A 13724-nucleotide genomic window follows, 5' to 3' on the forward strand; every position below is an offset into this window, starting at 1 on the left:
ATTGCAGGGATTTGCAACGATGACACAAACACCATTCAATTTTAGCTTCCCCATTGATACGTCAGCGATAAAAGCGCAATTACAGCAGTTTTCAGAGCAACAGACACACGCTTTCCTTTCCGGTATCCAAGTCACACGGTTGGTCCATGAACGTAGCCATTATATGGATGCTCTGTTAACCGCTCTGTGGCAAGCATTTAAGCTTGATGCCCACCCCGATCTCGCCCTGATTGCAGTTGGAGGCTATGGACGAGGGGAACTGCATCCACTATCCGATGTGGATGTATTATTTCTCAGCCAATCTCCGCTCGATGAAGCCACTTCTGCCTCACTCAGCGACATGCTTACCCTACTGTGGGATCTAAAGCTCGACGTTGGCCACAGCGTACGCACATTATCAGAATGCCAACAAATTGCCGATGACGACCTTACCGTGGCGACAAATTTGCAAGAGTCACGCCATTTGTGTGGCCACGCAACCACGTTCGAACAACTGCTTGTTCACTTCGATAGCCCCACGTTCTGGCCAAGTCCCGTGTTTTATCGCGCTAAAGTGGATGAGCAGTTGCAACGCCACGCACGTTACAATGACACCACCTACAACTTAGAACCCGACATTAAGTCGACCCCTGGTGGTCTGCGCGATATTCATACCCTCAGTTGGATTGCACGACGCCACTTCGGCGCCACTAGCCTTCGAGAGATGAGTAAATACGGTTTTCTAACGGACGCTGAATTTCGTGAGCTGGCCGAATGCCAAGACTACCTATGGCGTATCCGTTTTGCATTGCATATTGAGCTACGTCGTTATGATAATCGGCTCACCTTTGGCCACCAAGCCTCTGTTGCCGAGCACCTGCAATACGCAGGCGAAGGCAATCAAGGTGTGGAACGGATGATGAAGGACTTCTATCGCACCCTGCAGCGTGTGGTTGAACTCAACAAAATGCTTTTACAGCTATTCGAACAAGCCATATTACTGCCTGAAAGCGAAGGCAAAAGCTTCATCTTAGATGATGATTTCGAAATTTGTGGCACGTTAATACAGGCTCGTAAGCCGGCTCTGTTCCAAGCCCGACCTGAAACTATTTTAGATATGTTTTTACATATCGCTAGCCACTCCGAAGTAGAAGGGATCAGCGCCCCCACCCTACGCCAGTTGCGTACGGCTCGACGGCGTCTGAATCGTTTTTTGGTCGACATCCCAGCAGCAAGAGATAAGTTTATGGCGTTAGTGCGCCATTCTAACGCGCTACATAAAGCATTTAGCTTAATGCACCGTCATGGCGTGCTTGCCGCTTACTTGCCGCAATGGAGTCAAATTGTTGGCCAGATGCAATTCGACCTTTTCCATGTCTATACCGTCGATGAGCACACCATGCGATTAGTAAAAAACTTGCATAAGTTCTCGCAAGACGCTTACCGCGAACGACACCCCATTTGCTGTGACATTTATCCTCGGCTGATTAAAAAGGACGTCTTAATACTCGCTGGCATTTTCCATGATATCGGCAAAGGGCGTGGTGGCGATCATAGTGAAATTGGCGAGCAAGAAGCTTACCATTTTTGCATTTTGCACGGATTAACTCGCCCAGAGGCGAAACTCGTCGCTTGGTTAGTGCGCCATCACCTGCTGCTCTCTGTTACCGCACAACGACGGGATATTTATGACCCTGAAGTGATTGCCGAATTTGCAGAGGAAGTGGGTGATGAAGAGCATCTCGACTACTTGATCTGCTTAACCGTCGCAGATATCTGTGCTACCAATAAAGATCTCTGGAACAGCTGGAAGCGCACTCTGATTGCCGAGCTATACTATTCAACCCAAAAAACATTGCGCCGCGGACTAGAAAACCCACCAGACGTCAGAGACAGAATAAAGCACAACCAGCAAATGGCTTCAGCACTGCTGCGCAAACAAAATTTAACCCCTCGCAATATAGATACCCTGTGGCAACGTTTTAATAGCGATTACTTTCTACGTCATACCCATAAACAGATCGCTTGGCATAGCAAACACTTGCTAGACCACACCGATCCCGACACCCCAGTGGTATTGGTCAGTCGTAAAGCAACACGTGGTGGAACAGAGGTCTTTGTCTACTCTAAAGATAAACCTAGCCTGTTTGCCAATATTGTTACCGAGCTGGATAAAAAGAACCTTAGCATTCACGATGCGCAGATTATGACCAGCAAAGATGGCTATGTGATGGATACCTTTATGGTACTCGATCCTAATGGAAAATCGATCTCGGCCAACCGTCACCCGCGTATTATCGAGTCACTCACCAAGGCAATCATCACCGGTAAAACCACCGCACAACGCCATCGCCCTTCACGTAAATTGCAACATTTTGACGTTGAAACCAAACTCACCTTTCTGCCTGTAAAGCGCAGTCAAAGAAAAACCCTCGTTGAGCTCGTCGCACTAGATTCGCCTGGTTTGCTTGCCACGGTTAGCAGGGTATTTGAACAATTACAGCTCAACATACACGCCGCGAAAATTACCACTATCGGTGAACGGGCAGAAGACTTCTTCACGCTGACTACCAACGATGGCGACACGCTCAATGAGCAAGAGCAACGCGAGTTGCAATCACTGCTCTATCAAGAAATTGAGTCCTTGAATCAACGCTAATAACGCAATGCTGGAGGGTCAACCTCCAGCATTGCCATTCCAGCTTGTGCCACCCCATTCCCACCACCATGTTGTCGCTGGGTTGTGATGTAACTCTCACCTCAGTTCAGTAGCACCTGCTAAGTTATTAAGAGCACAATAGGGGAATTCCTCGCGCGTAACACACCCTATCGTTCACCATTAAGCGATCCCAGCATGGAGGGCCTATGTACCCACAACTGCATTCCATCGGCGTAAAAGACCCGAGTAGCATCGAGCACTTTAGCCTCCGGCAAGAGGCGCACTCCGATGTTCTCAAGATCTACTTTCACCGCCAAAAGGGGGAGTTATTCGCGAAAAGCGTCAAGTTTAAATTCCCACGTCAGCACAAGTCGATCCGAGTGAATCAGCAAGATCAACCGTATAAACAGGTTACAGAAATTAATCGCACCCTCACCAAGGTTATCGATGAATTAAATAGCGTTACCACGCAAGTTCAACAAGAGGTCGACATTAAGAAGAAAGTACTCGCCGATCTGCACCATTTAGAAAAAGTGGTCACCGCCAAGATTAGAGAAATAGAACAAGAGTTAGAAAAGCTGCCTTAATGCGGGGAAGTGCTTTGGGATACCCATGTTCCTAAAGCGCTACAAGCTGTACAGGTTAAAATGCATAATCATTTAAACTTTATCTATCAATAGGTTAACTGTATCGTGCAGCTTATAATGCTTTAGGCACACCCTAACCCCAAAGCCCTTTAAGCTGTACAGCCGCTCACTGCGCTGAGTTAGCTCAGCACCTTTAGCTGCGCGATAACCTGTTGTAACCAAGGCAACCCTGCTTCTTCTGGATCAAAGGTTTCACAGGCATCAATATCTACCCGCTCACACAATGGCGTTGCACTTAACTCAAGTAATAGGGCATCAAACTGACGGCCACCACCGCAATAACGCTCTTCGCCATAGCTAGAGTCCCCTAACGCCGCAATGGCGTAGTGCATCGAGGTTAAGATAGGAAACTGCGCACGCAACCCCTCGTATAGCGGCACGAGCTCGCCCGGTAGTTCGCCTTGCCCTGTGGTAGATGTCACGATAAGCGCCACGTCATGCTGGTAGAGCATAAATTCATCGTACTGAGGGGTTGAGTCATACACGCAGACATCATGCCCCTCTTGCGCGAGTTGCGCTTCAAACTCCTGCGCTAAACCTTGTGCGGCACCGTATACCGTGCCAACAAATATCCCTATCTTTGCCATGGTTGACTCCTTAACTATCCCCCCTAAGCGTGGCCGATATTGGCAATAAATCAAGTAAGCCCATGAAAATACGCAGCCTTTTCTACGTTTACTTTTCTGTACATACAAAAAAACCAGCCACATGGTTGGTTTTCTTTTACCCTCTCTCAAGCGATTGTATCTATTCATAATCGTCATAGAAAAGACGCGCTAATAACGCAATTATAGATATTCAAAACAACGCTTGCGCTCTCGCTATTCTTCATCTACCCTGCAACACTTCCTTACATATCAATCATTTTGATACATTACGTTACTAACAACTACAAACTAGGACTGTACGCATGTCAACAAAGCTAGCCAACCCAGCCCCTCTTGGATTAATGGGGTTTGGGATGACAACCATTCTACTGAATATTCACAATGCTGGATTTTTCCCAATTGATTCAATGATTTTGGCGATGGGGATTTTTTATGGCGGTATCGGCCAAGTTATCGTCGGCATGATGTGCTTTAAGCGTGGTGACACCTTCGGTACCACCGCATTTACGTCGTATGGGTTATTTTGGCTGACATTGGTCGGCATTTTGGTCATGCCGTACATGGGCCTACCACCAAGTCCTCATCACTTTATGGGTTGGTACTTACTACTGTGGGGCATTTTTACCGGCTTTATGTTCGTCGGCTCGCTCTGCTATCCAAAAGCAAAACAATTTGTTTTTGGCTCGCTAACGCTTCTCTTCTTCCTACTCGCTGCACGAGACTTTACGGGTAGTGAGTTGATTGGCACGATTGCAGGGTTTGAAGGGATCATCTGTGGTGCGAGTGCGATCTATTTTGCCATGGCGCAAGTGATCAATAACGAGTATGGCCGCACCGTACTGCCGATCGGTGATAAGCCACGCCAAGCAGAAATGACACAGGTCAGCGCTTAATACATTCAGCTTTTACTCCGTACGCTCTGGCCACTAGGCTAGAGCCGTCAACGCTTTGTTCCCGCAATAGCGCCTAAACAATACAATGCCGTAAAGCAATGCACCTAAACACCTCAATAAAGAAAAAACACTCAGCATAAACGCGGGGCATAAAAAAACCCGCCTCAAATGAGACGGGTTCTTCAAGCTTTATAATCGTAAAACGATTACTTAGAAAGCTTCTCACGGATACGCGCTGATTTACCAGAACGCTCACGTAGGTAGTACAGTTTGGCACGACGAACTGCACCACGACGCTTAACAGTAATGCTGTCAACCATTGGTGAGTGAGTTTGGAATGCACGCTCTACACCTTCGCCGTTCGAGATCTTACGAACAGTGAATGCAGAGTGCAGGCCACGGTTACGCTTAGCGATAACCACACCTTCGAACGCCTGTAGACGCTCACGGTCACCTTCTTTTACTTTAACCTGAACGACAACAGTGTCACCAGGTGCAAAAGCAGGAATGTCTTGTTTTAGTTGCTCATCTTCGAGCTGCTTAATGATGTTGCTCATTGTTCTATACCCTAGAATAAACTGATACTAGTTAAATTGATTATCTACTCGATGTTCGCGAATAAATTCGCCGAGCAATAATTCCTGATCGTCAGTCAGAGCTAGGTTTTCCAGGAGCTCTGGTCTTCGTAACCAAGTGCGGCCCAACGATTGTTTCAATCGCCAGCGGCTAATGTCCTTATGATTCCCTGATAACAAAACTGCCGGAGCAGTATCACCATCGAGAGACTCAGGACGGGTGTAGTGCGGATGATCTAATAGCCCATTTGCAAAAGAGTCCTCTTCTGCAGATGCCATGTCACCTAACACGCCGGGTACAAAACGCACCACCGCGTCAATCAATGTCATGGCAGGCAACTCACCGCCTGTCAGCACAAAATCCCCAATCGACCACTCTTCGTCAATCTCTTGTTGAATAATGCGCTCATCTATCCCTTCATAACGGCCACAAACTAGAATTAGATTCTCGTTAGTTGCCAATGCCTCAACGCCTGCTTGATCAAGCTTTCTGCCTTGAGGGGAAAGGTAGATCACCTTCGCCGTTGTGCCTACTTGCTGTTTTGCTGCATGAATGGCATCGCGCAGTGGCTGCACCATCATCAGCATCCCAGGTCCGCCACCATAAGGTTTATCATCAACCGTACGGTGTTTGTCATGGGTGAAATCACGAGGATTCCATGTATCCAACGACAATAGGCCTTTTTTTACCGCCTGGCCCGTTACCCCAAAATTGGTAATGGCCTCGAACATGTCCGGAAACAGGCTTACTACGCCAACCTTCATTTGTTCGTTCCTAATTTACCAGGGTTAAAATCCAGGATCCCAGTCAACTTCGATCCGTTGAGCAGTGCGATCAATCACCTTGATGACCTGCTCATCGAGGAACGGGATTAAGCGTTCCTTCTGGCCAAAAGCGTCTTTCAGATTAGCTTTCACCACTAACACATCGTTGGAGCCTGTTTCGAGCACGTCAATGACTTTACCCAAATCGTAACCTTGTGTGGTTACCACAGACATACCAAACAGCTCGCGCCAATAGAATTCTTCATCCGACAGGGCGGGCAATGCATCAGCAGGAACGGCAATTTCAGCATTTGTGAATTGTTGAGCTTCCTCGCGGATATTCAACCCTTCTAGCTTTACTACCCAGCCTTTGCTGTGACGTTTCCAGCTTTCAACAGAAAACGTTTTCCACTCACCCTGGACACGAATAGACCAAGGTGCATAGCTGAAAATGTTTTCGGCTTCTTCTGTAAAAGAGAAAATTTTGAGCCAGCCGCGGATACCATACGTGGCACCTAGCTTGCCGACTACAACAAGTTCTTGCTTGCTCATATTTCCCATCAACCAATCAATTATGCTTTTGAAGCGTCTTTGATTAGTTTAGCTGCACGGTCAGAAACCGTAGCACCTTCGCCAACCCAATGGTTAACGCGGTCTAGGTCTAGACGTAGACGCTCTTCCTGGCCTTTCGCCAGTGGGTTGAAGAAACCAATTTTCTCGATGAAGCGACCGTCACGCTTGAAACGTGAGTCAGCTACAACGATTTGATAAAATGGGCGTTTTTTCGCACCGTGACGTGCCAAACGAATGGTTACCATATCGTCCTCTTTGCATTACTGAAAATAAATGACCCCGCCAGTTAAAACGGGGTCCGTGCCAAATTAAGCTCGGGAATTTTACTCTTTATCCACGTGATTGCAACTGCTTTAACCAATTTTTCGCCAATGCCTTTGCCCACAAGGAGATAAATCGCTTATCGGCCAGGGAACATACCACCGCCTGGCATCATTCCCTGCATGTTTCGCATCATGTTGCGCATGCCGCCCTTCTGCATTTTCTTCATCATTTTTTGCATCTGGGTAAACTGTTTCAACAGCTTATTCACATCTTGTACTTGTGTGCCTGAACCTGCTGCGATGCGTTTCTTACGCGAACCTTTAATCAAATCAGGGCGCTGACGCTCTTTCGGCGTCATGGAATTAATGATCGCCTCTTGTTGATTAAACATCTTGTCATCAACTTGATCTTTTAGGTTGGCAGGTAGATTGGACATGCCGGGCAACTTATCCATCATCCCCATCATGCCGCCCATGTTTTTCATCTGTTGCAACTGATCGCGAAAGTCTTCTAGATCAAAGCCTTTCTTCTCTTTGAACTTCTTCGCCATCTGCAAGGCTTTGTCTTTGTCGACATTGCGCTCGAGATCTTCAATCAACGACAGGACATCACCCATCCCCAAGATACGTGATGCAACACGATCTGGGTGGAACGGTTCGAGTGCGTCGGTTTTCTCCCCCACACCCAAGAATTTAATTGGCTTACCGGTAATATGACGTACCGACAACGCGGCACCGCCTCGCGCATCACCATCAACTTTAGTTAAGATAACCCCGGTCAACGGCAGCGCATCATTAAAGGCTTTTGCAGTATTCGCGGCATCTTGACCCGTCATCGCGTCAACAACAAACAGGGTTTCAACCGGGTTAATCGCCGCATGAACCTGCTTGATCTCAGCCATCATCTCTTCATCAACCGCTAAACGGCCAGCCGTATCGACAATCACGGCATCAAAGAATTTTAACTTGGCATGGGCAAGCGCAGCTGTGGCAATATCAATCGGCTTTTGATCGGCGCTAGACGGGAAAAAGTCGACATCAACTTCACCAGCTAAGGTTTCCAACTGTTTAATCGCAGCAGGGCGGTATACGTCAGCAGAGACGACCAGCACTTTCTTTTTGTGCTTTTCTTTAAGTAGCTTACCTAGCTTACCCACACTGGTGGTTTTACCCGCACCTTGCAAACCCGCCATTAAAATAACCGCTGGCGGCTGCGACGCTAAGTCCAACGCTTCATTCGAGGCGCCCATGACAGCTTCAAGCTCAGCTTGAACTATCTTAATGAACTCCTGCCCCGGCGTTAGACTTTTAGAGACTTCGGTGCCAACTGCACGCTCTTTAACACGCTTGACGAAGTCACGCACAACAGGCAGGGCTACGTCAGCTTCCAACAGTGCCATACGCACTTCGCGCATGGTGTCTTTTATATTGTCGTCAGTCAGACGACCACGCCCACTAATGGTTTTTAGCGTGCGCGACAGTCGATCAGATAAATTCTCAAACATGATAAAACTCGCTCAGTACGCGATCAAAAAGGCAAATTATTGCACAGTATACCTGATTCCTTCTGTGGCGGGTATCTACAGATGGCAACTCTCGCTGACACCCTGTATACTTATTGATCTATCTAACTATTTTTTAAAATAATACTATGGAAATGATACTGGCTCTACTAGCAGCAAGCAGCTATGCCCTTGCCTTGACTCAGGTAATGCCAGGCCTTAGTCATAACGAGCAGATTCCAGCCCGTCGCGTCCATCTCTTTGCCGCCTTAGCCTTGCTGCTGCACCTCTTTCTGCTCAAGGACCTTATTTTGGCCGAAGAGGGGCAAAATTTAAGCTTACTTAACGTGGCTTCGCTAATCAGCTTCATCATTTCTGCTATCGCAACCTTGGCCAGTATACGCCATCGAGTCTGGTTTCTCTTACCCGTTGTGTATAGCTTTGCCGCCATTAATTTATGTGCATCCACTCTTCTGCCCAGTGCCTTCATTACCCATTTAGAAGCACACTTAACCATCTTGCTGCATATTTCTCTCGCCTTGTTTGCTTACGCCACACTCATGATCGCCTGTTTATATGCCGTACAACTGGCCTATCTTGATAACAAGCTTCGCAACAAAAAGAAGCTGAGTCTCAACCCAAACCTTCCTCCCTTAATGGCGGTCGAACGGCAACTTTTCAAGATCATTTTAATTGGTAACCTACTCCTCACCGCCACACTCTTCACTGGTTTCTGGTTTGTTGGGGATATGTTTACTGAAGGCAAAGCTCACAAAGCAATACTATCAATGTCAGCATGGGTGATATACACCGCACTGTTGTGGGGACACTATCAACGAGGCTGGCGCGGTCGGCGGGTGATCTGGTTCAGTATTATCGGTGCCTTCTTGCTTTCACTCGCCTATTTTGGCAGTCGATTCGTCAGAGAATTCATTATCGGCCTTTAATTTAGACAAATCAGTAATTGACTATTTCACTTAAGTCGGTAAAAAGTAACTTTAGACACGTAACCAAAGGACAACGTCTTGGACGACATATCCACGGGGATACTCTTTTCCCTATTGATATTACTTATCGTCATTTCCGGCTATTTTTCCGGTTCTGAAACCGGCATGATGTCGCTTAATCGCTATAAGCTGCGCCATCTTGCCAACCACGGTCACAAAGGTGCTAAACGGGTCGAGAAGCTTCTCTCTCGCCCAGATAGACTCATTGGTTTGATCCTCATCGGCAATAACCTGGTGAACATCCTCGCTTCAGCGATTGCGACTATTCTTGGTATGCGCCTATTTGGTGATATCGGTGTCGCTATTGCCACTGGTGCACTCACTATGGTGATTCTGGTGTTTGCCGAAGTGACCCCAAAAACGCTGGCCTCGCTCTACCCTGAGCGGGTCTCTTATGCCAGCAGCATACTGCTACGGATATTAATGCGTGTCTTGTACCCCTTAGTATGGCTAGTTAATGGGATCACCAACACCTTTTTACGTTGCATTGGACTGCGGGTTGAAAGTAGCGACAGTGAACACCTTAGCTCTGAAGAGCTACGCACCATCGTTAATGAAGCTGGCGGGCTCATTCCTCGTCGCCACCAAGATATGCTGATCTCCATCCTAGATCTGGAAACCGTCACCGTGGAAGATATTATGGTGCCACGCAATGAAGTGGCCGCCATCGATATCAATGCAGACTGGAAGTCAATTGTTCGCCAGCTAACCCACTCCGCGCACGGGCGTATCGTTTTATACCGCGATCAAATCGATGAAGTGGTCGGAATGCTGCGCGTCCGCGAAGCCTATCGTCTTATGATGGAAAAGAAAAAATTTAACAAAGAAAACCTCCTTCGTGCGGCAGACGAGGTCTATTTTATTCCTGAAGGTACGCCGCTCAACACCCAGTTGCTAAAATTTCAACGTAATAAAGAACGGGTTGGCCTGATTGTCGATGAGTACGGCGATATTAAAGGCTTAATCACCATGGAAGATATCCTCGAAGAGATCGTCGGCGAGTTTACCACCTCAATGCAGCCGAGCTTAGCTGAAGAGATCTCTCCCCTGTCTGATGGCAGTTTTTTAATTGAGGGCAGCGCCAATATTCGCGACTTAAATAAGGGCTTAAACTGGCACTTACCTACCGATGGGCCGCGCACGCTGAATGGCTTACTGCTGGAGCATCTGGAAGATATCCCAGAAAGCCAGCTGAGTGTTGCTGTGGGCGGCCATCAGATGGAGATCATTGAAGTCTCAGAGAATATGATCAAGCAGGTGCGTGTCTTTCCGGAGCCCGCACTTAAAAAAACCGGTTAGGCTAGTGTCGCGATACTTTAGCCTGGCGATGCTTAAACCTCGTGACACTTCAACATGATGTAACGTCAAAATGGTGTAACTATGGAATGAATAACCGCAAGTTATTCATTCCATTCACCATACTACTTTGCGTTTAACTGATTGAGCTTACTTTCAGGTAGGGCGAGTTCATCATTGCTATTCACACTAATCCCTCGCTCAAGCACTGCTTGAGCTATCTGCTGTGCTTCCGCTAACGAATGCATGGCAGCCGTACCACACTGGTACTCGTTAAGCTCGGGGATGTCATTTTGCGATGCCACATTAAGCACATCTTGCATCGCTGCACGCCATGCGCTTGCCACAACCCCCTCATCTGGGGTGCCGATCAAGCTCATGTAAAATCCTGTACGGCAACCCATCGGCGAAATATCAATAATCTCAATTTGATCTGAGTTCAAATGGTCACGCATAAAGCCCGCGTATAGATGCTCTAAGGTGTGTATACCTTTCTCTGACAAAATATCGGCATTGGGTTGACAAAAACGCAGATCAAAGACGGTGATGGTATCGCCCTTAGGGGTCTGCATGGTTTTTGCAATCCGCACTGCCGGGGCATCCATACGGGTATGATCGACAGTAAAGCTGTCCAGTAATGGCATAGTATATCTCCTTATATTGGCAACCTAAAACGGCCACCAGCTGCTATTTTTTTCAAGTTCATCTCGGCACTGTTTTAACTGCCAACCATAATCATTGGCCTGTTTTTCTACCCGACGCGCAACGCGGATTAAATTGGGCTTGGCATTATAAGTGCCACGTCGATATCCACCTCGTCCTTCATGATAGGCGAGGTATTGATGATATGCATCCCACTTAGATATCCCTAATTGGCGCTGTGTTCCATCGGTATACCAACCGATAAACATCATTGCATCCGCAAAATTGGTGCGTTTTCCACCATTCCGGGTTGCCGATTGGTAATCTTGCCATGCCGGGTCTTGCGCTTGTGCGTAGCCGTACGCACTGCTAACGTGCCCCCAAGGGATCACCCACAGCACTTTCTTTTTGGGCGGGCGTGCATCATGGCGAAAACTGCTCTCTTGTTTAACAAAGGCCATGGCGATCTGCATTGGGGTGCCCCACTGCTTTTCCATCGCTTTCGCATCACGATACCATTTAGGCTGCTCCCTGAAAATGTCACAGAGGTTCTCTTGATTTTTCGGTGGTGCCGGTGCTGAACAACCCACTAGCCCCGCAAGAAGTAATATCAACCACACCCGACGATACATACATTCCCTCAAATAAAAAATGGCAGCGAATGCTGCCATCATAACTCATTGAATATTCAACATCAGTGAATATCAACAAAGTAATCCTTGAGGAATTCATCAAATGTGAGGACGTCCGCAGCTTCGATTTTTTGTTGGCGCAACCACGAGTCCGCGGCTTCCCGCGTAAATTCAGCGGATGAGTAGTATTGATAACCCGTCGCCTGCAACGTCGCCATATGCTGCTCTGTGAGCGATTTCGCTACTGATGCCATGCTCTGCTTCTCAACAATCTCTTTCAACAAGCGCGCTGAAATGGTTTTGTCCGGATCTTCAATCCAAGATTCGAGCTCTGCACATGTCGCGGTATACAAAGTATTGCCAGTCAATGCATCCATCTTCTCAGCCACCTGATGCAACTCAGCAAACAAGTTTTTCGCTGCCATTTGAAGCGTCTGTTTGCTTTCTCCACAGCCAATTTTAACTACCTGCTCCGGATCACGACCTGCAACCACAACCTGATGCCAATTTTCTCGCCAGCAATCCAGTTCTGTGTCTGACATTGGCGCTGATGGAGACAATACTGCCCACGTCAAAAACAGGTCAAGAAAACGGACTTGCTGCTCATCTATTCCAACAGGACTGAATGGGTTGACGTCTAACGAACGAACTTCGATATACTCAACCCCGCCGCGCTGCAGTGCCTGTGATGGTTTCTCACCTGATTCGGCCACTCGCTTAGGACGGATTGGCGCATACAGTTCATTCTCAATTTGTAAGATATTACTATTTAGCTGTCGGTATTGTTCACCCTCTTTCACCCCTAATTCGGCAAAGGCTTCTGATGGCGTGCGTATCGCCGCTTGTAACCCTTCTAGATACTGTTCAATGCTATTGAAACCAATTCGCAAACAGCTTTGTGCGTTATTGGTATAGCCCAGATCACTTAACCGCAGTGATGTTGCATACGGTAAATAATGTGTGCCTTTGTCTGTTTTTTCGAATGGCAACTGGGTTGGCATATCTTTGATAAAGGAGCCACACAGTGCTGGCGACGCACCAAACAGATACGAAATAATCCAACCAAAGCGGTAATAGTTTCGAATCAAGCCAAAATAAGCATCCGAGACCGCTGCTTGACGCTGCTGCTCATTTTGTTCACCAAACAACTGATCCCAGAATTCTGTTGGAAATGAGAAGTTGAAATGCACACCAGAGATAATCTGCATCACACTGCCATAACGGTGTTTAAGCCCTTCTCGATACAACGTCTTCATTTGCCCAATGTTTGACTGACCATACTGCGCCAAGGCTATCTCTTCTTGCCCTTCCACAAAGCATGGCATCGACATGGGCCACAATGTTTCACTGCCAAGCTCTGTGTAAACAAAGCGGTGAATATCTGACAACTGAGATAGCGTCACCTTGGCCTCGGTCGCGACTGGAGTAATAAACTCAAGCAAAGACTCTGCATAGTCGGTGGTAATCCAGCGATGAGTGAGTGGCGCACCTAGCTTTTTCGGATGCGGCTGAACGGATAAGCGCTCGTCTGCTGTAATACGCAGCGCTTCTCTCTCAATGCCACGCCCAAATTGCGTTAACGCTTTTGGATTGGATGCAACTCGTTGCAAACGTTGCGAAAAGTTAGTCAAAATATATCTCGCGCGTTAAAAGAACCAAGCATACCCAGCTTCAGACTGGATT

The 13724-nt window shown here is 47.4% G+C and carries 14 protein-coding genes; 5 read left to right on the top strand and 9 right to left on the bottom strand.

The window, feature by feature from the left end:
- Positions 1 to 19: 19 nt before the first annotated feature.
- Positions 20 to 2638: a bifunctional uridylyltransferase/uridylyl-removing protein GlnD gene (gene glnD / locus ACKLNH_RS03855; RefSeq protein WP_413110930.1), complete on the top strand. Its 2619-nt coding sequence runs from the start codon at positions 20 to 22 to the stop codon at positions 2636 to 2638.
- Positions 2639 to 2844: 206 nt separating this feature from the next.
- Positions 2845 to 3225, top strand: coding sequence for a DUF3461 family protein (locus ACKLNH_RS03860; RefSeq protein WP_413110931.1), 381 nt, complete (start codon positions 2845 to 2847; stop codon positions 3223 to 3225).
- 179 nt (positions 3226 to 3404) lie between these two features.
- Here the strand turns inward: ACKLNH_RS03860 and ACKLNH_RS03865 are convergent, their stop codons facing one another.
- Positions 3405 to 3872, bottom strand: coding sequence for a flavodoxin (locus tag ACKLNH_RS03865; RefSeq protein ID WP_413110932.1), 468 nt, complete (start codon positions 3870 to 3872; stop codon positions 3405 to 3407).
- A gap of 323 nt (positions 3873 to 4195) precedes the next feature.
- Here ACKLNH_RS03865 and ACKLNH_RS03870 point away from each other — a divergent pair, with 323 nt between their 5' ends.
- A complete protein-coding gene (locus ACKLNH_RS03870; RefSeq protein ID WP_413110933.1) occupies positions 4196 to 4786 on the top strand; it encodes an acetate uptake transporter in 591 nt (196 codons plus the stop codon).
- A gap of 206 nt (positions 4787 to 4992) precedes the next feature.
- Here the strand turns inward: ACKLNH_RS03870 and rplS are convergent, their stop codons facing one another.
- From rplS to ffh, 5 genes are all read right to left on the bottom strand, one after another.
- Positions 4993 to 5343, bottom strand: a complete 351-nt coding sequence (gene rplS / locus ACKLNH_RS03875) for a 50S ribosomal protein L19 (RefSeq protein ID WP_413110934.1) — start codon at positions 5341 to 5343, stop codon at positions 4993 to 4995.
- 27 nt (positions 5344 to 5370) lie between these two features.
- The gene (gene trmD, locus ACKLNH_RS03880; protein WP_413110935.1) at positions 5371 to 6126 is read right to left on the bottom strand and encodes a tRNA (guanosine(37)-N1)-methyltransferase TrmD; all 756 of its coding nucleotides are present in this window, start codon (positions 6124 to 6126) and stop codon (positions 5371 to 5373) included.
- A 24-nt stretch (positions 6127 to 6150) separates the two neighbouring features.
- Positions 6151 to 6678, bottom strand: a complete 528-nt coding sequence (rimM, locus tag ACKLNH_RS03885; protein WP_413110936.1) for a ribosome maturation factor RimM — start codon at positions 6676 to 6678, stop codon at positions 6151 to 6153.
- A gap of 20 nt (positions 6679 to 6698) precedes the next feature.
- Positions 6699 to 6944 carry a 30S ribosomal protein S16 gene (gene rpsP / locus ACKLNH_RS03890; protein WP_413110937.1) on the bottom strand — a complete coding sequence of 82 codons (246 nt, stop codon included), beginning with the start codon at positions 6942 to 6944 and terminating at the stop codon, positions 6699 to 6701.
- Between the two features lie 155 nt (positions 6945 to 7099).
- A complete protein-coding gene (gene ffh / locus ACKLNH_RS03895; RefSeq protein ID WP_413110938.1) occupies positions 7100 to 8467 on the bottom strand; it encodes a signal recognition particle protein in 1368 nt (455 codons plus the stop codon).
- A gap of 146 nt (positions 8468 to 8613) precedes the next feature.
- Between ffh and ACKLNH_RS03900 the strand changes: the two genes are divergently transcribed.
- Positions 8614 to 9411 (top strand): cytochrome C assembly family protein, encoded by a 798-nt coding sequence (locus tag ACKLNH_RS03900; RefSeq protein ID WP_413110939.1) that lies wholly within the window; start codon positions 8614 to 8616, stop codon positions 9409 to 9411.
- A 78-nt stretch (positions 9412 to 9489) separates the two neighbouring features.
- Entirely contained in the window at positions 9490 to 10770 is a 1281-nt protein-coding gene (locus tag ACKLNH_RS03905) for a CNNM domain-containing protein (RefSeq protein ID WP_413110940.1), read from the top strand.
- 122 nt (positions 10771 to 10892) lie between these two features.
- Here the strand turns inward: ACKLNH_RS03905 and luxS are convergent, their stop codons facing one another.
- The 3 genes from luxS to gshA form a co-directional block, all read right to left on the bottom strand.
- Positions 10893 to 11411 carry an S-ribosylhomocysteine lyase gene (luxS, locus tag ACKLNH_RS03910; RefSeq protein ID WP_413110941.1) on the bottom strand — a complete coding sequence of 173 codons (519 nt, stop codon included), beginning with the start codon at positions 11409 to 11411 and terminating at the stop codon, positions 10893 to 10895.
- Between the two features lie 24 nt (positions 11412 to 11435).
- Complete coding sequence (locus tag ACKLNH_RS03915) at positions 11436 to 12041, bottom strand: transglycosylase SLT domain-containing protein (RefSeq protein WP_413110942.1); 606 nt, start codon at positions 12039 to 12041, stop codon at positions 11436 to 11438.
- 62 nt (positions 12042 to 12103) lie between these two features.
- Positions 12104 to 13672 (bottom strand): glutamate--cysteine ligase, encoded by a 1569-nt coding sequence (gshA, locus tag ACKLNH_RS03920; RefSeq protein WP_413110943.1) that lies wholly within the window; start codon positions 13670 to 13672, stop codon positions 12104 to 12106.
- Positions 13673 to 13724: the final 52 nt, after the last annotated feature.

The organism is Thaumasiovibrio clandestinus, from assembly GCF_047250365.1.
Classification (GTDB): Bacteria; Pseudomonadota; Gammaproteobacteria; order Enterobacterales; family Vibrionaceae; genus Thaumasiovibrio.